The organism is Mesorhizobium sp. WSM4821 (genome assembly GCF_055901555.1).
The window spans coordinates 604,947-630,932 of record NZ_CM148371.1; the positions used below are offsets into that span (position 1 = coordinate 604,947).

Here is a 25,986-nt window from a genome sequence, read left to right on the forward strand (position 1 = left end):
TGGCACTGAGCCAGCGTGGCCTCTTGAATTCGCGACTGCCCATCTTGAATTCGCGGCTGGTTGAGTCTATCACCCAGCGCATCTTGGAGGCTTCGGCTTCCCGGGCCGCTTTAGCTCAGTTGGTAGAGCACATCATTCGTAATGATGGGGTCAGGTGTTCGAGTCACCTAAGCGGCACCAAAACCTCCAATAATCCTCATGCCGCCGCGCGCCCTTGCCTCGTGCCGCCACAGGCGCGCCTCCGCCTTCCCTCGATTTCAAACGCGTCCATCACCAGGATGGGAACCGTTCGGGAATGGTCGTCCGACATGTTTGATCACATCGCACGACTTCCAAGGCACCGCCGTCAGGGCAAAGCCGCACAAGGGAGCTGAAAGCAAGTGAGCGCAAATGAAAACCAATTGAGACACAACTGAAACACATCCACGCGCAGGCGACATGCGAGCGAAACGCTTTGGGGCGATGGTCGAGCCTCACCAGGAACGCAGGAGCGTCGCCGATGACACCCGACCAGATCAGACTTGTCCAGGATAGTTTTCGCGAGGTCGTGCCGATACGCGCGGCCGCCGCCGCGCTGTTCTATGAGCGCCTGTTTGCGATCGACGCGGATCTTCGCGCGCTGTTTCCGGTAAGAGACATGACCAAGCAAGGCGCCAAGCTGATGGCGAGCCTTGGCTTCGTCGTGCACGGATTGGATCGTGCCGACACCATCCTGCCTACGGTGCGCGTGCTCGCCAAGCGTCACGTGACCTACGGCGTCGAGGAGCGTCATTACCCGATCGTCGGGCAAGCGCTCATCGAGACGCTGGCGGCCGGCCTCGGCACAGCTTTTACGCCGGCCGTCCGCGAGGCCTGGGAGGCAGCCTACGGCTTGCTCGCGAGTGTGATGATCGCGGCTGCCCGCGAGGATCAGCTCGCAGCTTGATTTTATTGATGCAGCCGAAGGCGACCATCCACCTGAATGACAATTCCAAATGGAGAGAAACACGATGTTCAGATACACAGCTCTAGCAGCGCTTTGCGTTGCGGCAGGTTCCGCTTCTGCTGGCGAACTCACGGCCCGTCAGGGTGGGACCGTCGATCTCGGCAACTTTCACGGCGTCGTCTACTACACCGAGGCGGATGACGGCTATCGGGTGGTCACCACGATGGCGGCGGGCGAGGAAAACCTGCCCGTACGCTTCGTCGCGACCCTCACCGAGGGCCAGGCGATGGTGATCTCGGTCCCGGGCGCGTTGACCGGCTCCGGCCAGGCACTCGAAATCTCGCGCGCCAAAGGCAAGCTCGTTGTCGCGAAGGTGGAGTCCACCCAGTAAAACGGGTGGAAAGTTGACGTTGCGACGCAACCGGGTAGTCTTGCGCTTGCTTTCCGCGCCTCCAACAACGCGAAGAGACAATGGGCACCGCCATTGGGACGGCTATCGTCCCTACCTCGGAGACCGAGATGCTCAAGGTGAAATGCGCGGAAGTACGATTTCGACTTTTTGAGTGCGGACAATTTCTCCTGACCCTGATCGGCGCTGGCGTGCTTGCCTCGGCCGCTTTTGCCGATGCCGTCGAGCCCGCGGCCCTCGCTGTCGCGGATTTCGAGTTCAAGGATACATCAGGCGAAGTCAGGGACCAGACCGCCGAGCACGAAGCGCGACTGAAGGCATTTGGCGTTGCGTTGCACGATGCTCTTTCGGAGAAGATCGACCTCGTCGAGTTACCTTGTCAGGCAGAACGGTGCACCATCAAGGACCCCGGCCTTGTCGATCTCTCGAGGCAGGCAAGAACAGCCCGCGCGAAATACCTGCTGATCGGTCAGATGCACAAGATGAGCACGCTGGTTGGCTGGGTGAAGTTCGCAGTGCTGGATTTGAACGGCAACAAACCTGTCTGCGATCGATACCTGACTTACCGGGGAGATACCGACGAAGCGTGGCGACGAGCAGCAGAGTTCACGGCGCGCGACATCGAGAAGCACTGCATTCCGTAGGGTTGCACGGGAAGTCCGGCAACCGAAATCGGTCGCCGCGACAGCAACGCAACAGCTCCGGTGATCAGACAGGCAGGAATGTCCCAGCGTGCTGTTGTGGTGTCGCCGCCGCTGCGGCCACCGAACGCGGCGCAATCCTCACCGGCTCGACTCCTCCAACGATGCCTGGTTTGTCGGGCGCCATGGTTTGACTTGCATCAACGCCAAAGCAGTTGGGTGGCCGGATGATTGTCCGTGCCTTTGGATTGCCCGCGATCATGGAGACGACCGATGGACGAAGAGCTCAAAAAGAAGATCCTGACGCTGTTGGACCAACACCGGATCATGACGATCGCCACGCTAAGGCCGGATGGCTGGCCGCAGGCGACTACCGTCGGTTACGTGAACGAAGGCCTCGCCCTCTACTTCCTCTGTGGCCTGGACAGTCAAAAGGCGGCCAATCTGGCGCGCGATGATCGGGTGTCGGTCACGATCGATCACGACACTTCGGATTTGATGGCAATTACCGGTCTGTCCATGGCGGCGCACGCGAAAGCGGTGGCCGATCCGGCCGAAGCGGCCATGGTCTTGCGCATGCTTCCGCTGAAGTATCCTGAGCAGGTCGCGCCCCTGCCTGTCCCGATGCCGACCCCGGAGGATGTCCGCATATTCCGCGTCACGCCGACGGTCATCTCGGTGCTCGATTACTCCAAGGGCTTCGGCCACACAGACCTTGTCACTTGCTAAGCGCTTTTTGCCGGGAGTAGGCGCCGCCGCTGCTTTCTCAGATGGACGCTGCGCGGCGCTGGTCTGGAGTTGTTCCGATCTGACTGATCAAGCGGACGAAACGGGGCCATCGCCCAGCGTCGCCACGGTCTTCAGCGCGCCGTCGAGCATGTCGCCCTTTTCGTCCTTCAACGCTGCTTCGCGCAGGCGCCTGATCCAGTCGGCGGCATCGGCGCGGTCCTTGACCAGGTCGAGCGCCGACAGCACGCGATCGAACTTGGATTGCGCGCGGGCGTGGGTGTCGCTGTAGCCCTTGATCAGCCGGCGGCAGTTGAGGATCTCGACGGCGAGTGCGTAGTCTTCCCTGACATGGCCGAGCGCCAGCGCGTACCAGCGCTCGAGATGCTCGGTTTCGACCCTGTGGCGCAGCAGGCGGCGGCGCCAGCGGCGCAGGCCGCCGATGAACCACAGCGCAGCGAAGCCGGCAAAGCTGTCGGTGCGAATGTGGCGGCCGCGATTGATGCGGCGGTCGAGAAAAGCGGCGAGCTTCGGCCGCGCCTCGATGTAGCTGCCAAGCCCGGCCGGCAGCGTGCCGCAGAACTCCTCGATGCGCGGATGGAAATATTCGGTCACCTGCAGGATCGAGCCGTCCTTGACGCCGACCTCGCGGCGCACCCGCTGGTCACGCGTCGAACGCGTCTTCAGGTCGGCGACGCGGATCATGTCGTCGTAGCACATGGCGTTGGCCAGATGCTTTGCCGCTGCGATCGACAGCGCGTAGGCATGTTCGGCCCCGTAGCCATCGGCATTGTCCAGCGCGACGGCGCGGTCGAGGCGGTCGAGATACTCGCCGCCATAGGCGATGTCCTGATAGTCGACGACTTTTTTCAGGCCGCGAAACGCCATGTCGTGCAGGGGAAGCGGCAGCGCTCCGACCCGGGCCGCAAGGTCCTGCCAGCCCTTCAGCAGGTTTTCTGGGCCGCTCACCTTTGCCGCCGCGCCCGAGCCGGTCTCGGCAGCTTTTGGCGCTGCGATCTTGTCGCCCGGAACCGGCGCGCTCGTCAGGCCACGGGCGCAATCAAAGGCGGCGCCGAAGGCGGCGAGACTGGCCTTCACGCCGCGGCCGCCGGCACTGACCGCCTGCTCATAGCTCTCGCGCGTGAACGGCAAGGCGTCGGACCCCGCCAGCGCGCCGAGCAGGCTGGCCGAGATCATCGAACCGTTGTCGGCGGCGATCTTCTCCATGTCGAAGGCGATGAAGCGCTTGGCCGCGGTTTCCGCCGTCGCATGCACTTTTGACGACGAGGCGCGGCCGTCGCCGGGCTCGATCTTTTCCGACACGGCGGCGATGCGGTGCGAGGAGGCGATCAGCGTCGTGCGCTCGGGCGTGACGAAGCCACGGATGATGGCGCGGCCGGCCTCCATCAGCTCGGCCGCGATCAAGATGTCGACGTCGCCCTGCGACGGCGACAGCGCGAAGACAGGCAAGCGGCCGGTGTCGCGGCACATCTCGACATAGTAGATGGTGGCGCCGGTGCGCTGGGCGACGCCGGCGACGGAGGTCGATTGCGCGACATAGAAATTGCGCTCGGCGACGTCGGTGATCCAGTCGGCCAGCACGCCACCGCCCTGGCCGCCGACCGCCAGCACGGCAAGCTTGATGACGCGCTCGTCTTCGGGAGCACCGGCCTTCGAGCGCGATGAGGGGACGGCGTCAAGCATCGGCGAACATCAGGCGCCGGCTTTCACGGCGCCGCTGCAGGAGGCTGATCGTGGCGCGACGCGCGGCCTCCAGGAAACGATCCCAGCGGCTCGGATTGTGGACCACATCGGCGCGGTAGAACGACGGGCAGAGCACCGCGGCATCTGCCACCTCGCCGCAATTGCCGCAGCCGACGCAGCTCTGGTCGATATGCGCCACCGGATCGTCGCGCAACGGATCGTCCAGCGACTTCACCGACAGCGACGGGCAGCCGGAGAGCCGCATGCAGGCATGGTCGCCGGTGCAGATATCCTCGTCGACGCCGAACTTCGGCTTGACGATCCGCTCGCCACCCTTGATCGCCTTGTCGACCAGAGGCTTTTCGCGGCGCTGCCGGTTGAGCATGCATTCGGACGAGGCGACGATGACCTTCGGGCCCTTCTCGGCAGTCGTCAGCGCCTCGCGCAGCGTGGCCTGCATTTTGCCGACATCGTAGGTGCGGTCGATGTGGCGCAGCCATTTGACGCCCATGCCCTTCACCGCCTCGGTGATCGGGTGCTTGGTCGATTTCGTCTTGTTGCCGGCACGGGACGAGAGAATGTCCTGCCCTCCCGTCGCCGCCGAATAAAAGTTGTCGACGATGACGATGACGCCGTCATTCTTGTTGAACACGGCATTGCCGACCGATGAGGTCAGGCCATTGTGCCAGAAGCCGCCGTCGCCGACGAAGGAGATCGAGCGGCGCTTGGCATCGGGCGAATTGAACGCCGAGGCCGAGGCCGGCCCCAGCCCGTAGCCCATGGTGGTGGCGCCGAGCTCGAAGGGCGGCATGATCGAAAACAGATGGCAGCCGATGTCGGAGGCGATGTGGTGCTTGCCGAGTTCCTGCTCGACCAGCTTGGTGGCGGCGAAGATCGGCCGCTCAGGACAGCCGACGCAGAAGCCGGGCGGGCGGCCCGGAACGACATTGATCAGGTCGGCGGTATCGAGCCCGTCGCCGATCTTGTTCGGCGCGCGGACCTCGCTCGGCAGCAAATGCGGGATGGTGGCGCGCAGGAAAGATCCGATGCCGTCGAGCATGACCTGGCCGGTGTATTCGCCGGCCATCGGCAGATGTTCCTTGCCGACCAATTTCGTGCCGCGCCCGGCCTTGTGCAGCATCGCGGCAAAAGCCTGCTCGATATAGTTGGGCTGGCCCTCCTCGACGACGAGCACGGCGTCCTTGCCCTCGCAGAAGGACAGGAACTCGTCGTCGACCAAGGGATAGACGGCATTGAGCACATAAAGCGGCACGTCTGTCACACCATAGGTGTCGGCCAAGCCGAGGCGCTGCAGCGCCCGGATGACCGAATTGTACATGCCGCCCTGCATGACGATGCCAACCGCGCCGTGCTCCGGGCCGAAGAACTCGTTGATCTTGTTGGCGCGGATGAAATCCACCGCCGCCGGCCAGCGTTTCTGCACCTTTTCCTTCTCGTGCAGGAAGGAGGCTGGCGGCAGCACGATGCGGCCGGTGTCGCGGCGCGGCGCTTCCAGCGCATCGGCCACCGTCATCGCAGGAGGCTTGTTGTCCTTGGCGATGAAATGACCGTGGACATGGCAACAGCGGATGCGGACCTGCAGCATGACCGGCGTGTTGGAAATCTCGGAGAGTTCGAAGCCGTCCTCCACCGCCTTGACGATCGACGGCAGATTCGGCCGCGGATCGAGCAGCCAGACCTGACTCTTCATGGCGAAGGCATGGCTGCGCTCCTGCATGATCGAGGAGCCTTCGCCATAATCCTCGCCGACGATGATCAGCGCGCCGCCAGTGACGCCGCCGGAAGCGAGATTGGCCAGCGCGTCGGACGCGACATTGGTGCCGACCGTCGACTTGAAGGTCGCCGCACCGCGGATCGGATAATGCACCGAGGCGGCCAGCATCGCGGTCGCGGTCGCTTCCGAAGCGCTCGCCTCGAAATGCACGCCGAGCTCGCCCAGAATGTCCTGCGCGTCGGCCAACACGTCCATCAGATGGCTGATCGGCGCGCCCTGATAGCCCCCGACATAGCCGACGCCGCATTGCAGCAGCGCCTTGGTGATGGCGAGAATGCCCTCGCCTGAAAACTCCTCGCCGGCGCCGAGCCTGAGCTTTTCGACTTCCTTGGCAAAAGACCGTTCGGCCATTTTTTGGCTCCTTCCGGCGCCGCCGAAGTTTGGCGGCGCGTGAGATCGTCAAATGTCGTGCTTGCGAATGTTCTTCAGCATCTTCTGCAGCGTGGCGATCAGCGCCGCGTATTCGGCATCGTCGACATCGTCGAACATCGCCTCGAACGCGTCATGCATGGCTGGCCAGGCGCGGGTGAACTCGGCGCGACCCTCGTCGGTCAGGAACACATGGCGGATGCGGCTGTCGGTGACGCCCTGCTCCCGCCGCACAAACCCTTGCCCCTCCAACGTGTCGAGCGTCCGGCTCAACGTGGATTGTTCGATGACCGTATAGACCGAGAGATCGTTGACGGTGACGCCGTCGGTGACCGACAGCACGGCCAGTGTGCGCACCTGCGGAATGGTCAGGCCCTGCTTGCGGAAATCGTCGCGCAAGGTGGCGTTGTAGCGGCCCATGATGCGGTTCATCAGATAGGGAGCGAACTGCTGCAGGCCGATCTGGCCCAAGGTGGAGATGCGCTGACGCTTTTCAACCTTCTGTTCCATTACAGCCTTCCCGCCAGCAGGAAGCCGGAACCGCCGCCAAGCCCGGCACCCGGATGGGTCGACGCGCCGATATGGTGGAGGCTCTTGACCCCGGTATCGTGATTGCGGCTTGTCTTGAACGGCCGCCACAGGAACGACTGGTCGACGGTCGAGGCGCCGCCATAGGGATCGCCGCCGACCAGATTGATGTTCATCGCTTCCAGATCGGCCGGCGAATAGGCGCGGCGTGCGATGACGCTGTCCTTGAACCCGTCGATATGGCTGGCGAGGATGGCTTCGGCACGGTCGGCGTAGGCTTCGCGCAATGCTTCGGTCCAGCGGCCGTCCGCCGGCGTCTGCAGTTTGCCGGCGGCATCGCCCTTGATATGGCGTGGCGCTTCGGGCAGCTGCAGCCACAGGATCGCCTTGCCGTCCGGACAGCGCGACGGGTCGAGCGCGTGCGGCTGGCCGACGCAGATCGTTGGCACCTCCGGCAGCATGGCGCGTGTGGCCTCGTTGCAGGCCTTCGACACGCCGTCGAGCCCCGGCGTCAGGTGCAGCAGCGCGACCTTGTCGAGGCCGTCGCCGCGCCATGCGGGCGGCTTGTCCAACGCGTAATGGATCTGGAAATTACCCTTGCCGTAGCGGTATTTTCGCGCTGCTTCGACCTCGGCTTTCGGGGCCGCGTCGCCGAGCAGCCGCCCATAAAGCTGGGTCGGCGTGACCGAGCAGATCACGCTCTTGTTCGCGGTGACTGTTTCGCCCGAAGCCAGCCGTACACCGGTGGCTCGGCCTCCACTCTGGATGATCGAGGCAACGTCCGCTTCCGTCCGGATCACGCCGCCGCGCTCCTTGATCAGCGCCTCGAAAGCGGCCAGCAGGTTGCTGGCGCCGCCCTTGACGATCGGCGCGCCGGCGGCTTCGAGCGCAAACGCGATGACTTTGGCGATCTGGCCGGAAAACGCATCTTCGGGTCCGAGGCCGGCATGCAACACCCAGGGCGCCCAGAGCGCGCGGGTGGTTTCGGATTGATAGGTGCTTTCCAGCCAGCCGCGCGCCGGCACCAGCGCTTCGCCAAGAAAGCCGGCAAGATTGCGCGGGCTTCGCCGCCATGCTTCGCCGGCGAGCAGCCTGGTCGTGGGGTAAGACCACAGGCTGCCGCCGAGCAGGCCGAACAGCAGGCCGGCATTGCGCTCGATCTCCCCGACATCGTTGCCGTGCCGGTCGCCGTCGCCCGCGGCAAGCGCATTGGCCGCCGCGACATTGGCGGGGCGGTCGGTGCGCAAGACGGCATGGCTGCCGTCCGGCCGCAGCACGCCGGTGGGCGTGCCGGTGTTGCAGAACTCCAGCCCATGCCGCGCCAGGTCCTTGCCCAGCGCCGCATAGGCCGGCGAGGTGATGAACAGCACGAAGGTCGTCGCCATCACGTCGTGGATGAAGCCGGGCGCGGTGATCTCCTCGGTGCGCATGCAACCGCCGATGCGGTCGTTGCGCTCGAGCATCATCACCTTCGCTCCCTTGCCGCCGAGCATCGCCGCGCAGACCAGCGCGTTGATGCCGCTGCCGACGATGATGTGATCGATATCGCTCATCGTCGTGGCCTGTCGCTTAAGCGCGTGGTACCAACGCCAATGCGCGGATCGGGCTGCCGGTGCCGTGCTCGATCTTGAGCGGTGCCGCGATCAGGATCGCGCCCTTCGGTGGCAGCCGGTCGAGGTTGCAGAGGCTGGCGAGCCCGTAGCGGTTGGCCTTGTGCATCAGGCTGTGCGCCGGGAATGGCGGCTCCATTCCCCCTGCTTTGCCGGCATCTGTGCCGATCGTCTCGCTGCCCCAGCCCTTGATGTCCTTGCTGATCAGATACTGGATGGCTTCCGCCGTCGGTCCGGGCGTGTGCGGTCCGGTCTCGTCGGCGTTGAGGAATTCGGCTTCCGAGCCGTTGCGCTTGTACCAGTCGGTGCGCATCACCACCCATTCGCCGGCGTTGATGGCACCGTGCTCGGCTTCCCACGCCTTGATGTGGTCGACGGTGAGCAGGAAGTCGTGATCGGCTGCGGCTTGCTTCGAGCAGTCGATGACATTGACCGGGCCGATGAAGTTCTGCGCCGGAATGGTGTCGGTGGCGCCGTCCGGATAATCCTTGCCGGTGATCCAGTGCTGCGGCGCGTCGAAATGCGTGCCCGAATGCTCGCCGAGCTTCAGCCAGTTCCATGCCCACCACGGGCCGTTCTTGTCATAGTGGGAGATGGCATGGATCTCGACCTTCGGCGTGTCCACCGCCAGCTCGGGCGGCAGCTTGATCAGCGGCGTGTCGGGCCCGAGCGGCGCCGTCAGGTCGACCACCTGGATGGCGCCTGAAAGAAGTTGGCCGGCGACCTCGCCGAGGAGTTGTTGCGTGTCCATGGTCTCTGTTCCCTCTTCTTGGATGGCTCTGAAGGCTCGTTGCGGCCCTTAATATCCTACTAGACGAAAACATATGCATCTGCAATTATCTTTAAGCATAAAGGAAATGGGTTGGGTGGGGCGTGAGCGAGTTTGACGCCATATTCGTGGGGGCGGGCCACAACAGTCTGGCATGCGCCGCGCATCTGGCGCTCAAAGGCTGGAAAACCGGGATTTTCGAGCGCAGCGCAACAATCGGCGGCGCCGTCCGGACAAGCGAACTTACGTTGCCCGGCTTCCGGCACGATTTCGGCGCGATGAATCTGAGCCTGTTCGCCGGCTCGGCCTTTCACAAAAAATATGCAAATGAATTGAAAATCCACGGGCTGGAATTCGCGCCGGTCGCCGACTGCTTTGCCAGCGCCTTTCCGGACGGAAGCTGGTTCGGCGTCAGCAACGACCTGGAAAAGACCGCGTCGCGCATGGCAGCTTTTTCCGCGGCCGACGCAGCCACATGGCGCCGCCTGGTAGCGGCTTTCCCGGCGGAAGCCGAGCATCTGTTCCGGCTGCTGGGCTCGCCGATGGGCGGACGGGCGCTGGCCGGCACCGCCTGGAACCTGTGGCGCAGGAAGGGTCTTGCCGGCGCGCTCGACACCGGCCGCCTGCTGATGTCATCGCCCCGCGCCTGGCTGGAGGAGACTTTCGAGTCACCGCATGTCAGGGCGACGCTCGCCACTTGGGGCATGCATCTCGACTTCGCCCCCGACATCGCCGGCGGCGCGGTGTTCCCGTATCTGGAATCGATGGCCAACCAGTGCTTCGGCATGCTGCTCGGCAAGGGCGGCGCCGACACCATCATCCGCGCCCTGTCGGGCATGGTCACTGCTGCCGGCGGCAAGATCGTCACCGGGGCTGAGGTGGCTGAGATCACCGTTGCCGCCGGCAAGGCGACCGGCGTGCGGCTTGCTTCCGGCGAGACCCATACCGCCAGCAAGGCCGTCATCGCCAGCGTCGCGCCCGGAGCGTTGCCCGGCAGACTGCTGCCTGATGGTTCCGGCGACGCCAGCTTCGACACAGCGATGAAAAAGTTCCGCCACGCGCCGGGTACGATGATGATCCATCTGGCGCTGGACGATCTGCCGGACTGGCGCGCCGGCGCCGATCTCAGGCAATTCGCCTATGTCCATCTGTCGCCGTCGCTCGACGCCATGTCGCGGACCTATCAGCAGGCAATGTCGGGCATGCTGCCGGACGAGCCGGTCCTGGTCGTCGGCCAGCCGACCGCGATCGATCCGTCGCGCGCGCCGGAAGGCAAGCATGTGCTGTGGGTGCAGGTGCGTATGCTGCCCGCCGATATCCTGGGCGATGCGGCGGGCACAATCGCGCCGGCTCACTGGAACGAGGTCAAGGAGCGCTACGCCGAGCGCGTCCTCGATATCATCGAGACCTATGCGCCCGGTCTTCGCCAGAAGACCCTCGGCCGCTCGGTGTTCTCGCCGCTCGACTTGGAACGCGCGAACCCCAACCTCGTCGGTGGCGACCAGATCTGCGGCAGCCACCATCTGGCGCAGAACTTTTTGTTTCGCCCAGCGCGCGGTTATGCCGGCTGGAACACGCCGGTCACGAATTTGCATCTCACAGGTGCCGCGACATGGCCAGGCGCCGGCACCGGTGCTGCCTCGGGCTATATGCTCGCCCAACAGCTTGGCGGGAGGTAGGATTCAAGAGACTTGCGAATGGGCGAGGCGCGGTTGCCCAGGGAGCCAGAACCCACAGAACGACAACGACGCCGCGCAGACAAAACCAACAGGGGAACGACCATGACAATCAACAGACGAGAATTGCTCGGATATGGCGCAGCAGCACTTGGCGCCACCGTTATCGGCCTGCCGCAGATAGCCAAAGCTGCCGGCGAACTGACCATCGCCTACAACGTCAACCTGCCGTCCTGGGATCCGACCACCGGGCCTTCGGCGGTCAACCCGACCATCCAGGGCCTCTACCAGTCGGTGTTCGACCAGTTCATCCCGCAGAAGCCGGACCTGTCGTTTGCACCGGGCCTGCTGACCGAATGGGGCTGGAACGACGACCGCACCAAGATCATGATGACGGTGCGCGATGGCGTGACCTGGCATGACGGCTCGCCGTTCACGGCCGAGGACGTGGTCTGGTCGCTGCAGCGGGCTGGCGACGAAAAGACCGGAAACCCCATCCAGTTCGTCTGGAAGAACGTCAACAACTTCAAGATCGACGGCAACAAGATCACTGGCGATGTGGTGCAGTTCGACCCGGTCTATTTCAAGTGGATGTCGTTCCTGACCGGCTACATCATGCCGAAGGCCTACTACGAGAAGGTCGGTGCCGAGGGCTTCGAAAAGGCCCCGATCGGCACCGGCCCCTACATGGTCGACAAGTTCGAGCGTAACGCCTTCCTGCGGCTGAAGGCCAATCCGAGCTACTGGGGCGGCAAGCCGGCTTTCGAGAATGTGACGATCAAGTTCGTCACCGACGCGGCGAGCCGCGTTGCCGAAATCGAGTCCGGTTCCTCGCAGGTGACGCTCGAAATCCCCTATGAGGAATATGACCGGCTGATCGCCAAGGACGGACTTGCCGGCTCGTGCAAGAATGTTTCCGACATCGGCATGATCTTCTTCAACGACATCGACGTGATGCTGGACAAGAACGTCCGCCAGGCCGCTGTGATGGCGGTCGACAAGAAGCTGCTCGTCGACCGGCTACTGCACGGCTACGGCCAGCCGATCGACACGCTGGAAACGCCCGAATACGCCGCCTACGATGCATCGATCATGGTCGAGCACAATCCGGAACAAGCCAAGGAATTGCTGGCCGCTTCCGGCTATTCGACGGAGAAGCCGGTCAAGTTCACGATCCAGACGACCAAGGGCTTCAAGCCCAAGGATTACGAGATGATCCAGGCGATCGTCGGCATGTGGCGCAAGGTCGGTATCGAGGCGACGATCGAGGTCTACGAGATCGCCAAGCACTACGAACTGCGCGCCGCCGACAAGCTGGCGCCGACCGCCTTCTACAATTGGGGCAACGCCATCGGCGATCCGACCACCTCGACCGGTTTTGCCACCTATGGCCCGAGCCCGCATTCGGTGTGGGACAGCCAGGATCTTATCGACATGATCAATCCGCTGTGGGGCGAGGCGGACGAGGCCAAGCGCATCGCAGGCTGGAAGGCTGTCGACAAATACATCGCCGAACAGGCCTATGTGCTGCCGCTGATCCAGTATGCGCAGCCGATCGTGCATGCCAAGGGCGTCAATGTGGTGCAGCATGTGTCCGGCGCGCTGCTGCCGGCGCTGATGACCCCGGCCTGACATCGGCTCGAAACGCAAGGTGACCTGTCTTCTGCGACTAGGCAGGCCCCCTCATCCGGCGCTTCGGGCCACCTTCTCCCCGCTGGGGAGAAGAGACTGGCTCAGCCGCGCGCGACCTCTTCTCCCCTCGGGGAGAAGGTGGCCGCGAAGCGGCCGGATCAGGGGCTCTTTGCTCCATCAGTCACTGAAATGCACTAGGCTTACGCCAGGATGCTGCTGCAAAGATTCCTGATCCGTCTTTTGACGATGGTGATCACGCTGTTCGGCGTGGCCGTCGTCGTTTTCGTCGTGATCCGCGTCGCGCCCGGCGACCCGATCGCGATGATGCTGCCGCCCGGTGCCACCGATGCCGACATCGCCCGGCTGCGTGCGCTCTATGGGCTCGACAAGACCATCGTCGAGCAGTTCTTCATCTGGCTGTCCGGCGTCGTGAGAGGCGATTTCGGCACCTCGATTTCGCTCAGACAAGATGTTCTGGGACTGGTCTTCAACCGGCTGCCGGCGACACTGGAACTCGCCATCACAGCACTTTTGATGGCGCTGGCGATCGGCGGCACGACGGCAGTTCTCGGCGCGCGCGAACGCGGCACCGCGGTTGAAGCCGGCATCGACATCGCCAGTGGTGCCGCCCTTTCCATTCCCGACTTCCTGTGGGGCCTGGTGCTGATCCTGTTGTTCGGCGTGCTGGTGCCGGTGTTCGACATTTCCGGCCGCGTGTCTCCGCAGCTCGACCTGCCCTTCGTCACCCAGTTCTATCTATTCGAGAGCCTTTTGCGGCTGCGCTTCGACCTGACCAAGGATCTTCTGGCGCACATGCTAATGCCGACGATTGCGCTGGCGTTGCCGCTCGCCGCGATCATCTCGCAGCTGTTGAAACAGTCGCTGAAGGAAGTGCTCGACCTCGACTACGCCGTGCTGGCGCGGGTGAAGGGATTCTCGGAAACGCAGGTCATTTTGCGCGAGGCGCTGAAGAACGCGGCACTTCCGACGCTGACCCTGATCGGCGTGCAGTTCACATTCCTCATCGGCGGCACGGTCATTGTCGAGCGGCTGTTTTCCTATGAGGGCCTCGGCAATATGGCGATCGACGCCGTCATCAACCGCGACCTGCCGCTGATCCAAGGCATCGTGCTGATCTTCGCGCTGCTGTTCGTGCTGATCAACCTTGCCGTCGACATGACCTATGCGGTGCTCAATCCGAGGCTGCGCCATGGATGAGGGCCGTATCTCACGACATGGCTCGGGCGCAAAACTATGGTTTGCCGGCGGCTGGCTGCTGTTGGCTTTGCTTGCCGCGATCTTCGCGCCGCTGGTGGCGCCGCAGGATCCGCTGGCGCAGGATCTGATGTTCGAACGCCTGCCGCCGTTCTGGATGAGCGGTTCAGAACCGGGCTTCTGGCTCGGCACCGACAGCCTCGGCCGCGATTTGCTGTCACGGCTGATCTTCGGCGCCCGCATCGCCTTCATCGTCGCCTTCGCGGCGGCCTTGGCCGCCTGCCTGGTCGGCTCGACGCTCGGGCTGATATCAGGCTATTTCGGCGGCTGGGCCGACCGCATCATCTCGCGCATCGTGGATGTCTGGATGGCGTTTCCGCCGGTGCTGTTCGCCATCCTTCTGGTCGCCGTGCTCGGCACCGGCTTGAGCTCGGTCATCATCGCCATCGCGGTCATCGACTGGACGCGCTTCTGCCGGGTGATCCGCGCCGAAACCATGGGCCAGGCACGCATGGACTATGTCGAGAACGCCCGCATCGCCGGCTATGGCCGCATCGGCATCATGCTGCGCGAGGTGCTGCCCAATGTGGTGCCGTCAATCGTGGCGCTGCTGTCGCTGGAAATGGGCATCGCCGTCATCGTCGAGGCGATCCTGTCCTTCGTCAATCTGTCGATCTCGACCGACGATCCGACCTGGGGCGGCATCATCGCCGAGGGCCGCCTGTCGATCCATCAGGCGTGGTGGGTGCTGGTGTTCCCGCTGGTCACCCTGATCCTGACGGTGCTGTCGTTTAGCCAGTTCGGCGAGGGGCTGAAGGCACGTTTCGATCCGGTGTTGCGATGAGCGCGGCCGCTTGCCTCGACATCAGGGATTTGAGTGCTGTGCTGCCGAATGGCGTCCGCGTGCTGCGTTCGGTGTCGCTCTTAGTTCAACCCGGCGAGGTCCGCGCGCTGGTCGGCGAGAGCGGCGCCGGCAAGACGATGATCGGCAAGGCGGTGCTCGGCGTGCTGCCGCCCAGCGTGCGCATCGTCGAAGGCGACATGCTGCTCGAAGGCGAGGATCTCGGCCGGCTTCAGCCAAAGACCAGGCGCACGCTGATCGGCGCCCGCACCGCGCTGATCCCGCAGGATCCGCTGACCGCGCTCAACCCGTCGCGCCGCATCGGCCCGCAGATGACCGACCGGCTGGTGCGCATCCTCGGCTGGAGCGCACAGAGGGCCGACGTCCGCATCCGCCAATTGCTGGACGAGGTGCAGATCCGCGATCCGGACCGCGTGCTGAAAAGCTATCCGCACGAGCTTTCCGGCGGCATGCGCCAGCGTGTGCTGATCGCGGCTGCCTTTGCCGCCGAGCCCCGGCTGATCGTCGCCGACGAGCCGACGACGGCGCTCGACGTGACCGTACAGAAACAGATCCTGCGGCTGATCGCGCAATTGCAGCGCGAGCACGGCACGGCGATCCTGTTCGTCACCCACGATCTCGGCGTCGTCGCCAAGATCAGCCAGAAAGTGTCGGTGCTCTATGCCGGCAAGGTGGTGGAAGAGGCCGAAACGGCGGCCCTCTTCGCTGCCCCGCGGCACCCTTACACGCGAGCACTGATGGCCGCCACACCGCGCTACACCGATCCGTTCGCCTCGCTGAAACCGGTGGATGAGGCGGTGCTGGCCGGACTGGCAGCGGAGATCGCCGCTGCCGACCAGGCCTGGAGACGGCCACATGGCTGAGCCGCTGTTTTCCGTGCGCGGGCTGAAGGTCGCGCTACCCGACATGGCGCGCAAGCCGCTGATCGGCCGGGCGCCGATGGCCGAGATCCTGAAAGGGCTGGACTTCGACCTCCCCAGGGGCTCGGTGACCGGTATCGTCGGCGAATCCGGGTCGGGCAAATCGACGCTCGGCCGCGCCCTGGTGCGCTTGCTGGAGCCCAGCGCCGGCAGCATCATTTTCGACGGCCGCGACATCACGCACCTGCCGGAGGCGGAACTCAGGCCGCTGCGCCGCAACCTGCAGATGATCTTCCAGGATCCGATGTCATCGCTCAACCCGCGCCGCACAATTGCCAGCATCATCGCCGCCCCGCTCAAGCAGAACGGTCTCGGCGACAGGCTCAAGGAGCGTGTGGCGGAGGCCTTGCAGCGCGTCGGTCTGCCGCAAAGCTTCGCCAGGCGCTACCGCCACGAACTGTCGGGCGGCCAGCGCCAGCGCGTCGGTATTGCCCGTGCCTTGGCGCTGTCGCCGAAATTCGTGCTGGCCGACGAGATCGTCTCCGGTCTCGACGTATCGACCCAGGCGCAGATCCTGACGCTGCTGGAAGGGCTGGCGGCCGAAATGGGCCTGACCGTCGCCTTCATCAGCCACGACCTGTCGGTGATCCGGCGGCTCTGCCGGCAGGTGATCGTCATGCGCGAAGGCGCGATCGTCGAAGCCAGCGCCACCGACGCTTTGTTCGACAACCCGCAACAGGCTTACACGCGCGATCTCCTCGCCGCCATTCCGCTGCCTGAGATCGATGCCGAGTGGCTGTTGCCCGCGGCGAGGACGTCGCCATGAAAGCGGTCGCAAGGATCGTCAATCTCATTCGCACGCCGAAGAGCGGGCCTCGGGCGTGCGCCCGGCAAGTCACCCATGTCCCGCGAGAGGATGACTGAGATGAAGAACGCACTCCGAAACGCAACGCTTGCGACCGCCGTCCTGGCCAGCATCGGCACCGCTTCCGCCGGCTCAATTCCCGGCATGCGCGGGCACGATCACACCGGGGTTACGGTGCCCGACATGAAGCAGGCCGTCGACTTCTTCACCGAGGTCGTCGGCTGCAAGAAGGCGATGTCGTTCGGCCCCTTCGCCGACGACAAGGGCACGTTCATGCAGGATCTGCTGGGCGTCGATCCCAAGGCGGTGATCGAGGAGATCACCCTGGTCCGCTGCGGCCACGGGTCGAATATCGAGCTGTTCAAATACACCGCGCCCGGCCAGAAGGACCTACAGGCCCGCAACAGCGACATCGGCGGCTTCCACATCGCCTTCTATGTCGACGATATCGCTGCGGCAAAAGCCTATCTCGATGAAAAGGGCGTCAAGACGCGGATGGGCCCGCTGCCGGTTACCGAAGGTCCGGCCGCCGGCCAGACCATCCTTTATTTCCAGGCGCCGTGGGGCCTGCAGCTGGAAGCGATCAGCTATCCCGACGGCATGGCTTATGAAAAGGACGCGGAGACGGTGCTGTGGAGCCCGAAGACCCCGGAAAAATGATCCGGCAAGCGTGTGCTTGCGGGTCTGACCGCAGGCACGTCACAGGCTTTTGAAGTGAATTGTTCATTCATGAAACTTCAAGCTTGAAATAATTTGCCTCAGGCGCGATACTAGACGCAGAAAAGCGAAGAGGAGATCGCACGCATGAAGGTTGCGGTTCTCGGCGGCGGACCAGCCGGGCTCTACTTTGCCATCTCGATGAAGCTCAGGGACGCCGCGCACGAGGTGACGGTGTTCGAACGCAACCGCGCCGATGATACGTTCGGCTGGGGCGTCGTGCTGTCGGCCGAAACGCTTGACAATCTGACCAGGAACGATCCGGTCAGTGCCGTCTGGATCAGGAAGCATTTCGCCTATTGGGATGACATCGCCGTCATCCATGACGGCGTGCGCACGGTCTCGACCGGCCACGGCTTTTGCGGCATCGGACGCAAGCGGCTGCTCATCCTTTTGCAGCGGCGGGCGCGCGAGCTCGGCGTCAGCCTGCTCTTCGAGACCGACATCGACAATCCCAAACCCTATATGGAGAGCTACGATCTGGTGGTCGCCGCCGATGGTCTGAACTCGAAGTCACGCGGCACTTTTGCCGAAATGTTCAAGCCCGACATCGACAGCCGCAAATGCAAGTTCGTCTGGCTCGGCACGCAACAGAAATTCGACGACGCCTTCACCTTCATTTTCGAGAAGACGGAGCATGGCTGGGTGTGGGCGCATGCGTACCAGTTCGACAGGGATACCGCGACCTTCATCGTCGAATGCAGCGAGCAGACCTGGGAGCGTTTCGGCTTCGGCACCATGACGCAGCCGGAATCGATCGCCGTCTGCGAACGGATATTCGCCAGGCATCTCGGCGGCCACGCGCTGATGACCAACGCCAACCATATCAGAGGTTCAGCCTGGATCAATTTCCCGCGCGTGCTGTGCGAGCGCTGGTCGTACAAGAATCTGGCGCTGATGGGCGACGCGGCGGCGAGCGCGCATTTCTCGATCGGCTCCGGCACCAAGCTGGCGCTGGAAAGTGCGGTGGCGCTGGCCGACTATGTCGAGTCAGAGCCCGACCTCGAAGCCGCCTTCCGCAAATATGAAGACGCCCGCCGCACCGAAGTGCTGAAACTGCAATCGGCGGCGCGCAATTCGCTTGAATGGTTCGAGGAGGTCGAGCGCTATCTTGGCCTCGACCCGGTGCAGTTCAACTATTCGCTGCTGACCCGCTCGCAGCGCATCAGCCATGAGAATCTGCGGCTGCGCGACGCCGAGTGGCTGGCCGGCGCCGAAGAATGGTTCCAGCGCCAGGCCGGCGCCGGCAACAACAGCCTGCATCGGGCGCCGATGTTCGCGCCGTTCCGGCTGCGCGACATGGCGCTGCAGAACCGCATCGTCGTCTCGCCGATGGCGCAGTACAAGGCCGTCGACGGCTGCCCGACCGACTGGCATTTCGCCCATTACGCCGAACGGGCCAAGGGCGGCGCCGGGCTTGTCTATATCGAGATGACCTGCGTCAGCCCGGAAGGCCGCATCACGCCGGGCTGCCCGGGGTTCTACGCCCCCGAACATGAGGTGGCCTGGAAACGGCTGGTCGACTTCGTCCATACCGAGACCGAGGCGAAAATCTGCGCCCAGATCGGCCATTCGGGCGCCAAGGGCTCGACCCGGCTCGGCTGGCAGGGAAACGACGTGCCGCTGACATCAGGCAACTGGCCTGTCATGGCGGCGTCGGCGGTGGCATGGTCGCCTGAGAATCAGCTGCCGAAGGCGATGGACCGCGCCGACATGGATCTGGTGCGCGACCAGTTCGTCGCCTCGGCCGAGATGGCTGATCGTTGCGGCTTCGACATGCTGGAGATCCACGCCGCGCACGGCTATCTCCTGTCCTCCTTCATCACGCCGCTGACCAACCGGCGCTCGGACGCCTATGGCGGCTCGCTCGAAAACCGCATGCGTTATCCCTTGGAGATCTTCCGTGCGGTGCGCGCCGCCTGGCCTGATGAAAAGCCTGTTTCAATGCGCATCTCGGCCAATGACTGGGTCGGCATCGAAGGCGTGACGCCGGCCGATGCGGTCGAGATCGCGCGGCTCTTGCATGAGGCCGGCGTCGACATCTGCGACGTGTCGGCCGGCCAGACTTCGGCCGAGGCAAGGCCGGTGTATGGCCGCATGTTCCAGACGCCGTTTTCCGACCGCATCCGCAACGAGGTCGGCATGGCGACCATGGCGGTCGGCAACATCTATGAGCCGGATCACGTCAATTCGATCCTGATGGCCGGCCGCGCCGATCTCGTCGCGATGGCAAGACCGCATCTTGCCGATCCCTACTGGACGCTGCATGCAGCCGTCACGCTCGGTGACCGCGGCGTCAAATGGCCGGATCCCTATCTGCCGGGCCGCGACCAGATCTACCGGCTGGCCGAACGCGACGCGGCAGCGGGGCTGAAAGTATGAGCGCCGTTGCAACGATCGCGGGAAAGCATGCGCTGGTCACCGGCGGCGGCTCCGGCGTCGGCCGGGCGATCGCGCTGGCGCTGGCCGGCGCCGGCATTGACGTGACCATCTGCGGCCGGCGCGAGGCTGCACTTGCCGAAGTCGCCAGGGGAAATGAACGCATCTTCGGCATCGCCGCGGACGTCACCGATGAGGCGGCAATGGCGTCGCTCTACGCGGAAGCAGAATCAGCGCGCGGACCGATCGATATCGTCGTGGCCAACGCCGGCATGTCCGGCAGCGCCCCGGCCCAGCGGACCTCGCTCACGGACTGGCAACGCACGCTCGACGTCAACCTGACCGGCGCGTTCCTGACGGCGAAGCCGGCGCTGGCCGGCATGGTCGCGCGGAAGACAGGCCGTATCATATTCGTTGCTTCGACGGCCGGCCTGAAAGGCTATTCTTATGTCGCCGCTTACGTGGCGGCCAAACATGGCGTCGTCGGCCTGATGCGGGCGCTGGCGGTCGAGACCGCCAAATCCGGGGTGACGGTCAACGCCGTCTGCCCGGGCTTCGTAGAAACAGAAATGCTGGAAAGCTCCGTGCAGCGCATCGTCGAAAAGACCGGCCGCTCGGCCGAAGACGCAAGGACGAGCCTTGCCTCGACAAACCCGCAAGGCCGCTTCATCCAGCCCGAAGAGGTTGCAGCGGCAGTGCTGTGGCTGTGCGGACATGCTGCCCAGTCGATCACCGGGCAGACGATCTCGATCTCTGGAGGCGAGACATGGTAGCTGGTCCCCTGCCCGCGCCATCCGGGCCCGGCAAGGATCGCCTGCGCCTGTGGGTGCGGCTGTTGCGCGCCTCGCGCAGCATCGAGGCCGAATTGCGCGAGCGCCTGCGGCAGGAGTTCAACACGACGCTACCGCGCTTCGACGTGATGGCCGCACTCCACCGTGCGCCGGAAGGCATGCTGATGAGCGACCTGTCGCGCTTCCTGCTGGTGTCCAACGGCAATGTGACCGGAATTGTCGACCGGCTGGTTTCGGAAGGGCTGGTTGCTCGCGCCCGGCGCAATGGCGACCGACGCACCTCGATGGTGCGGTTGACGGAGGAAGGTTCGAAGGCCTTCGCCGTGATCGCCGCCGCGCATGAAAGCTGGATCGGCGAGCTGCTGGGCAATGTGAGCGAGGACGAGGCGCGCCGGCTGACCGGCATGCTGAATTCCTTCCGCAGCAACTGGGAGGGACGGGAATGACTGCGACGGGAATGACTGGCATGGCCGGCCGCAAGCCGAAGCATCTCCTTTGGCAGGTCGAAGGCAGGATCGCAAAAATCCGGCTCGACCGACCAGAGCGCAAGAACCCGCTGACCTTCGAAAGCTATGCCGAGCTGCGCGATATCTTTCGCGACCTCGTCTATGCCGATGACGTCGATGCGGTGGTGTTCCTGCCCAATGGCGGCAATTTCTGCTCGGGCGGCGATGTCCACGACATCATCGGCCCGCTGGTGAAGATGGACATGAAGGCGTTGCTCGCCTTCACCCGCATGACCGGCGACTTCGTCAAGGCGATGCTGAATTGCGGCAAGCCGATCATTGCGGCGGTCGACGGCGTGGCGGTGGGCGCCGGCGCCATCATCGCCATGGCGTCCGACATCCGCATCGCCACGCCGGAGGCCAAGACGGCTTTCCTGTTCACCCGCGTCGGCCTTGCCGGTTGCGACATGGGCGCCTGCGCGATCCTGCCGCGCATCATTGGTCAGGGCCGCGCCGCCGAACTGCTCTACACCGGCCGGACGATGGGCGCTGAAGAAGGCGAGCGCTGGGGTTTCTATAACAGGCTGGTCGACGCTGCGGCGCTCGAAGCCAACGCGCTCGACATGGCCGCGCGCATCGTTTCCGGCCCGACCTTCGCCCACGGTATCACCAAGACGCAATTGAGCCAGGAATGGTCGATGGGCTTGGAACAGGCGATCGAGGCGGAAGCGCAGGCGCAGGCGATCTGCATGCAGACCGGCGATTTCAAGCGGGCGTACGAAGCGTTTGTCGCCAAGGGAAAACCAGTGTTCGAGGGCAATTGAGGATGAACGGTCTTCGCCCAGGCACGCCCCTCTGGCCTGCCGGCCATCTCCCCCGCAAGGGGGGAGATCGGCTGCACGTTTTGTTTTCGCCAATCTCCAACGTTGCCAGGGCAAAGCCGTCGGCAAGGCTGCCAATCTCCCCCCTTGCGGGGGAGATGTCCGGCAGGACAGAGGGGGGTGCGACGGATCGCGACGAAAACCGAGGGCGCGCCTATGCCTGACCGTTCCTTCCTCAACTGGCCGTTCTTCGAGGACCGCCATCGCCAGCTGGCCGAGCGGCTGGATGCGTGGTGCGCGAAGACCCTGCCGGTCGATCACCATAATGTCGATGCCGCTTGCCGCGAGCTGGTGGCGAAGCTCGGCCAGGACGGCTGGCTGAAGCCAACGGCGCTCGACACGGAAAACCCCGGGCCGCTCGACGTGCGCACGCTGTGCCTGACGCGCGAGACGCTGGCGCGGCATGACGGACTGGCCGATTTCGCCTTTGCGATGCAGGGGCTCGGCACCGGCGCGCTCAGCCTGTTCGGCACGGCCGACCAGCAGCGCTGGCTGGCGAAGACCCGCGCCGGCAAGGCGATTTCCGCCTTCGCGCTGTCGGAGCCGCGCTCCGGATCTGATGTCGCCAATATGGAGATGACGGCGACGCGTGACGGCGACGATTATGTCCTCTCTGGCGAGAAGACCTGGATCTCCAATGGCGGCATTGCCGACCTCTACATCGTCTTCGCCCGCACTGGCGAGGCGCCCGGCGCCAAAGGGCTTTCCACTTTCATCGTGCCGGCCGAGACCAAGGGCCTGGCCATCGGCGAGCGGCTGGAGGTGATCGCGCCGCATCCGCTGGCACGCCTGTCCTTCGACAATGTTCACGTTCCGGCCTCGGCATTGATAGGCAAGCCGGGCGACGGTTTCCGCATCGCCATGTCGGTGCTCGACGTGTTCCGCTCGACCGTCGGTGCGGCGGCACTCGGCTTTGCCCGTCGCGCGCTGGATGAAAGCATCGGCAGAGTGGCCGAGCGCAAGCTGTTTGGCGCGGCGATGGCCGAGTTGCAGATGGTGCAGGGCCATATTGCCGACATGGCGCTGGACGTCGATGCCGCCGCCCTGTTGGTCTATCGCGCCGCCTGGACCAAGGACATGGGCGCCGCCCGTGTCACCCGCGAAGCGGCGATGGCCAAGCTGTTCGCCACCGACAAGGCGCAAGAGGTGATCGATAAGGCGGTGCAGCTGCATGGCGGCGACGGCGTCCGCAAGGGCCATATCGTCGAAAGACTCTATCGCGAGATCCGTGCGCTGCGCATCTACGAAGGTGCGTCCGACGTGCAGAAGGTGGTGATCGCGCGGCAAGTGATGGGAGCGGCCTGAGGCCGATAAATTGCGGTTTGGGCTGGTTTCGAACTTTGAAGGTTGCGAACCGGAGTTGAATATCGGGAGGCTTGATATGCACACCATCCTGCAGCCGGAAGGTTGGGCGAAACCTGTCGGTTACGCCAATGGCGTCGCCGCGCGCGGGCAGCTGATCTTCATCGGCGGCCAGGTCGGCTGGACCGGACAAGGCCGGTTCGAAACCGACGATTTTGTCGGCCAGGTGCGCCAGACGCTTGCCAACATCGTCGCCGTGCTGGCCGAGGCCGGCGGCAAGCCGCAGCATATCACATCGATGACCTGGTACTTTACCGACAAGGCCGAGTACCTGGCCAACCTCAGAGGAATCGGCGAAGCCTATCGCGAGGTCATCGGGCGGCATTTTCCGGCCATGGCCGCCATGCAGGTCATGGCGCTGGTCGAGGATCGCGCCAAGGTGGAGATCCAGGCGACGGCGGTGATCCCGGACTGAGCTCGGTTCTACTTCGGCTCTCCCAATTGAGGCATCAAGCCTATAGCAGTCGGCGCCGCTCCTCACCTGCCTGCCATGATCGCCCTCTCTCAGCGAGTTTGCAGAACTCTCAGCACGCTACCGGCGAGGGCCGCTCTCATCGGCCGGCAGGCAACGAGGGTCAACACTGACGCCGGACGGCCGCAGAGCCATATCTTAGTGCTCAGATCAGACCCTTGGCTGTATCTGCTTTTTGTGATCAGATGATCACGCCAGCTTCGAGCGGGCGATTACAGCGTGCAACTTGCACATAGCCTCTGTCGGAGGAAAGCGAAACCGTGGCTCTGGGATTTGAACCTGTATCGGGACGTGTGACCGTCCAGGATGGCGTCTACCAACAGCTTCGGCATGCCCTGATGGTCGGCAGCTTCGATCCGGCCCAGGTGCTGACCATTGCTTCTCTGGCCGAAGCCTTCGGTACTTCGAACATGCCGGTGCGCGAGGCCTTGCGGCGGCTTGCCGCCGAGAACGCGCTGGAGATCTCGCAGAACGGCTCCGCCTGCGTGCCGGTCGTGACCCGCGCGCGGCTCGACGACCTCTGCCGGGCGCGTGTCGCCGTCGAAGGGCTGGCGGCCGAACTCGGGGCGCCGCGCCTGACCGCTACGGACATAGCCACATTACAGCAGATCACCGCAGACCAGCAGACGATCGGGCGCAACGGCAGCATCTACGAGCTGATCGCCAAGAATCAGCAATTCCATTTCACCATTTACCGCGCCTCCGGCTCCGACGTGCTGTTCCAGCTGATCGAGACGCTGTGGCTGCGTTTCGGCCCTTATATGCGGCTATTGTCCAACCATGTCGCGCCTTTAATGCGCGCCGGCGCGATGGAGCCTTCCGGGCGGCACATCGCGATCATCGCGGCACTGAAGGATCGCGATTTTGCCCGCGCCCGCGAGGAGGTGGTTGCGGACATCACGACGACGCAGGAGACGCTGCGCGCCATCTGCCCCGACGTGCCGGAACCCAGGCCAGTCGAGTTCGCCGGGTTCGGCAAGGCCTCCTGAAGCGCGCCGCGGCGAACGCCAAATCGACGCCGGAAGGCGCCGATCCGCGACCGCTCGCGGTCGGAAAAAATCGCCGGATTTTCCCGATTGAACCGCATTTCTTCGCAGGCAGCGATTGATCCATATCCAATTTTGTGATCACATGATCACAGGGAGCTGAAGCGTAGTGTCTGGTTATTTTCTCTACCATTCGATCGGAACGTTTCCCGGCAAGGCGGAGCGCATGGCTGCTGCCCTGTCGGAATTCTCAGGAGTCTGGTCGGCGGAAGATGACGGCCAGTGGCCGGCCGCCCTTGCCGCGCGGCAGCGCTTCATCGATGCCTGGGGCTCGCTGATCGATGCCCCACAAGGTACCCTGACCACCGCCGAGAACGTGACGTCAGCCCTTTACAGCCTGATCGGCGCCCTGCCACCTGAGCGTCTGGCGGGAAAGCGCCTGCTGGTCGCGGCCGACTGTTTTCCGAGCCTGCACTTCCTGCTTGCCGGACTTGCCGAGCGCTTCGACTTCACGCTCGACACCGTGCCGCTGCGGCCCGGCGAGAGCTGGGTGCGCGACGAGGATTTCATTGCCCGCTGGCAGGACGATGTCGGCCTGGCCTTGCTGACCTTCGTCACCTCGACGGCCTCACGCCGCTGCGACGTGGCGCGGCTTGCCTCGCATGGCCGGAAGGTGGGTACCATCATCGGTGTCGACATCACCCAAGGGGTCGGCGTGGCGCCCTTCTCGATCGCGAAGACGCCGGTCGATTTCGTCGTCTCGACCTCGCTGAAATGGCTGAGCGGCACCTCGGGCGCCGGCATCCTGCAGGTGACGCCCGATCTCCTGGCAACATGCCGGCCGGAACTTCGCGGCTGGTTCAGCCAGCCAAACCCATTTTCGTGGGATCTCGACAGTTTCGCCTATGCGGACGATGCGCGCCGTTTCGACCATGGCACGCCGGCCATCCTGGCCAGCGTCGCATCGCTGCCCGGCCTCGAATGGGTCGCCGGGACAGGGGTCGACGCCATCCGCGCCCAGAACGCCAGCATGACCGGGCGCATTGTCGGCTGCGCGCTGGACAATGGCTGGGTGGTCCGCTCGCCGCTCGAACCAGACGAGCGCGGCGGCAGCGTCATGCTGACCTTGCCGCAAGGCGTCGACCCGGTGAAGACAGTGTCGGCGTTGCGCAGCGAGCGGCTTTATTGCGACGCGCGCGGCGCGACGCTCAGGATTTCGCCCGGCATGGTGACCACGGACGACGCGGTGGGTGCACTGCTGCAGCGTCTGCAGCAATTGATCGGCGCGCGACAACGCCGCGCGTCCTGACTCAGGCGCCGCCTCGCCTGCAGTGTCCGGAAACGCGGCGCTGAAAGCGGCGGAAGT

The 25,986-nt window shown here is 64.3% G+C and carries 24 protein-coding genes and 1 tRNA gene; 20 read left to right on the plus strand and 5 right to left on the minus strand.

Going from position 1 to position 25,986, the window contains the following annotated elements; translation table 11 throughout:
• Positions 1–104 precede the first annotated feature (104 nt).
• The 5 genes from AC0NID_RS02725 (at position 105) to AC0NID_RS02745 (ending at position 2,704) form a co-directional block, all read left to right on the plus strand.
• Positions 105–180, plus strand: a tRNA-Thr gene (locus AC0NID_RS02725).
• Positions 181–499: 319 nt separating this feature from the next.
• Positions 500–925, plus strand: coding sequence for a globin family protein (locus AC0NID_RS02730; RefSeq protein WP_473450596.1), 426 nt, complete (start codon positions 500–502; stop codon positions 923–925).
• 64 nt (positions 926–989) lie between these two features.
• Positions 990–1,316 carry a hypothetical protein gene (locus AC0NID_RS02735; RefSeq protein ID WP_473450598.1) on the plus strand — a complete coding sequence of 109 codons (327 nt, stop codon included), beginning with the start codon at positions 990–992 and terminating at the stop codon, positions 1,314–1,316.
• Positions 1,317–1,444: 128 nt separating this feature from the next.
• Positions 1,445–1,978, plus strand: a complete 534-nt coding sequence (locus tag AC0NID_RS02740; RefSeq protein WP_473450599.1) for a DUF2380 domain-containing protein — start codon at positions 1,445–1,447, stop codon at positions 1,976–1,978.
• Positions 1,979–2,248: 270 nt separating this feature from the next.
• A complete protein-coding gene (locus AC0NID_RS02745) occupies positions 2,249–2,704 on the plus strand; it encodes a pyridoxamine 5'-phosphate oxidase family protein (protein WP_473450601.1) in 456 nt (151 codons plus the stop codon).
• A gap of 87 nt (positions 2,705–2,791) precedes the next feature.
• On the opposite strand, the gene AC0NID_RS02750 is transcribed toward AC0NID_RS02745, so the two are convergent.
• The 5 genes from AC0NID_RS02750 to AC0NID_RS02770 are packed head-to-tail and all read right to left on the minus strand — an operon-like array spanning position 2,792 to position 9,458.
• Positions 2,792–4,405 (minus strand): indolepyruvate oxidoreductase subunit beta family protein, encoded by a 1,614-nt coding sequence (locus AC0NID_RS02750; RefSeq protein WP_473450603.1) that lies wholly within the window; start codon positions 4,403–4,405, stop codon positions 2,792–2,794.
• Positions 4,398–6,551 carry a thiamine pyrophosphate-dependent enzyme gene (locus tag AC0NID_RS02755; RefSeq protein ID WP_473450605.1) on the minus strand — a complete coding sequence of 718 codons (2,154 nt, stop codon included), beginning with the start codon at positions 6,549–6,551 and terminating at the stop codon, positions 4,398–4,400. The genes AC0NID_RS02750 and AC0NID_RS02755 overlap by 8 nt, the downstream gene beginning before the upstream one ends.
• Positions 6,552–6,599: 48 nt before the next feature.
• Positions 6,600–7,079 (minus strand): MarR family winged helix-turn-helix transcriptional regulator, encoded by a 480-nt coding sequence (locus tag AC0NID_RS02760; RefSeq protein WP_126037474.1) that lies wholly within the window; start codon positions 7,077–7,079, stop codon positions 6,600–6,602.
• Complete coding sequence (locus tag AC0NID_RS02765) at positions 7,079–8,650, minus strand: phytoene desaturase family protein (RefSeq protein ID WP_473450608.1); 1,572 nt, start codon at positions 8,648–8,650, stop codon at positions 7,079–7,081. The genes AC0NID_RS02760 and AC0NID_RS02765 overlap by 1 nt, the downstream gene beginning before the upstream one ends.
• A gap of 16 nt (positions 8,651–8,666) precedes the next feature.
• Positions 8,667–9,458 (minus strand): cyclase family protein, encoded by a 792-nt coding sequence (locus AC0NID_RS02770; RefSeq protein ID WP_473450610.1) that lies wholly within the window; start codon positions 9,456–9,458, stop codon positions 8,667–8,669.
• A 122-nt stretch (positions 9,459–9,580) separates the two neighbouring features.
• Between AC0NID_RS02770 and AC0NID_RS02775 the strand changes: the two genes are divergently transcribed.
• The 15 genes from AC0NID_RS02775 to AC0NID_RS02845 all read left to right on the plus strand — a co-directional run bounded on the left by AC0NID_RS02775 (position 9,581) and on the right by AC0NID_RS02845 (position 25,929).
• Positions 9,581–11,155 carry a phytoene desaturase family protein gene (locus AC0NID_RS02775; RefSeq protein WP_473450612.1) on the plus strand — a complete coding sequence of 525 codons (1,575 nt, stop codon included), beginning with the start codon at positions 9,581–9,583 and terminating at the stop codon, positions 11,153–11,155.
• Between the two features lie 102 nt (positions 11,156–11,257).
• A complete protein-coding gene (locus tag AC0NID_RS02780) occupies positions 11,258–12,784 on the plus strand; it encodes an ABC transporter substrate-binding protein (RefSeq protein ID WP_473450614.1) in 1,527 nt (508 codons plus the stop codon).
• A 210-nt stretch (positions 12,785–12,994) separates the two neighbouring features.
• The gene (locus tag AC0NID_RS02785; protein WP_473450616.1) at positions 12,995–14,002 is read left to right on the plus strand and encodes an ABC transporter permease; all 1,008 of its coding nucleotides are present in this window, start codon (positions 12,995–12,997) and stop codon (positions 14,000–14,002) included.
• Positions 13,995–14,843: an ABC transporter permease gene (locus AC0NID_RS02790; RefSeq protein WP_473450618.1), complete on the plus strand. Its 849-nt coding sequence runs from the start codon at positions 13,995–13,997 to the stop codon at positions 14,841–14,843. The genes AC0NID_RS02785 and AC0NID_RS02790 overlap by 8 nt, the downstream gene beginning before the upstream one ends.
• The gene (locus AC0NID_RS02795) at positions 14,840–15,724 is read left to right on the plus strand and encodes an ABC transporter ATP-binding protein (RefSeq protein ID WP_473450620.1); all 885 of its coding nucleotides are present in this window, start codon (positions 14,840–14,842) and stop codon (positions 15,722–15,724) included. The genes AC0NID_RS02790 and AC0NID_RS02795 overlap by 4 nt, the downstream gene beginning before the upstream one ends.
• The gene (locus AC0NID_RS02800; protein WP_473450622.1) at positions 15,717–16,547 is read left to right on the plus strand and encodes an ATP-binding cassette domain-containing protein; all 831 of its coding nucleotides are present in this window, start codon (positions 15,717–15,719) and stop codon (positions 16,545–16,547) included. Before AC0NID_RS02795 ends, AC0NID_RS02800 begins: the two co-directional genes overlap by 8 nt.
• Before the next feature lie 99 nt (positions 16,548–16,646).
• A complete protein-coding gene (locus tag AC0NID_RS02805) occupies positions 16,647–17,246 on the plus strand; it encodes a VOC family protein (RefSeq protein WP_473450624.1) in 600 nt (199 codons plus the stop codon).
• 144 nt (positions 17,247–17,390) lie between these two features.
• Positions 17,391–19,685, plus strand: a complete 2,295-nt coding sequence (locus tag AC0NID_RS02810; protein WP_473450625.1) for a bifunctional salicylyl-CoA 5-hydroxylase/oxidoreductase — start codon at positions 17,391–17,393, stop codon at positions 19,683–19,685.
• Positions 19,682–20,455 carry an SDR family NAD(P)-dependent oxidoreductase gene (locus tag AC0NID_RS02815; protein WP_473450627.1) on the plus strand — a complete coding sequence of 258 codons (774 nt, stop codon included), beginning with the start codon at positions 19,682–19,684 and terminating at the stop codon, positions 20,453–20,455. The genes AC0NID_RS02810 and AC0NID_RS02815 overlap by 4 nt, the downstream gene beginning before the upstream one ends.
• Entirely contained in the window at positions 20,449–20,919 is a 471-nt protein-coding gene (locus AC0NID_RS02820; protein WP_473450629.1) for a MarR family winged helix-turn-helix transcriptional regulator, read from the plus strand. Before AC0NID_RS02815 ends, AC0NID_RS02820 begins: the two co-directional genes overlap by 7 nt.
• A gap of 11 nt (positions 20,920–20,930) precedes the next feature.
• Positions 20,931–21,743, plus strand: a complete 813-nt coding sequence (locus AC0NID_RS02825) for an enoyl-CoA hydratase family protein (RefSeq protein WP_473451478.1) — start codon at positions 20,931–20,933, stop codon at positions 21,741–21,743.
• Positions 21,744–21,956: 213 nt separating this feature from the next.
• Entirely contained in the window at positions 21,957–23,105 is a 1,149-nt protein-coding gene (locus tag AC0NID_RS02830) for an acyl-CoA dehydrogenase family protein (RefSeq protein ID WP_473450631.1), read from the plus strand.
• A gap of 76 nt (positions 23,106–23,181) precedes the next feature.
• Positions 23,182–23,577, plus strand: a complete 396-nt coding sequence (locus AC0NID_RS02835) for a RidA family protein (RefSeq protein WP_473450633.1) — start codon at positions 23,182–23,184, stop codon at positions 23,575–23,577.
• 317 nt (positions 23,578–23,894) lie between these two features.
• Positions 23,895–24,623, plus strand: coding sequence for a GntR family transcriptional regulator (locus tag AC0NID_RS02840; RefSeq protein ID WP_473450634.1), 729 nt, complete (start codon positions 23,895–23,897; stop codon positions 24,621–24,623).
• A gap of 166 nt (positions 24,624–24,789) precedes the next feature.
• Positions 24,790–25,929, plus strand: coding sequence for an aminotransferase class V-fold PLP-dependent enzyme (locus AC0NID_RS02845; RefSeq protein ID WP_473450636.1), 1,140 nt, complete (start codon positions 24,790–24,792; stop codon positions 25,927–25,929).
• Positions 25,930–25,986: the final 57 nt, after the last annotated feature.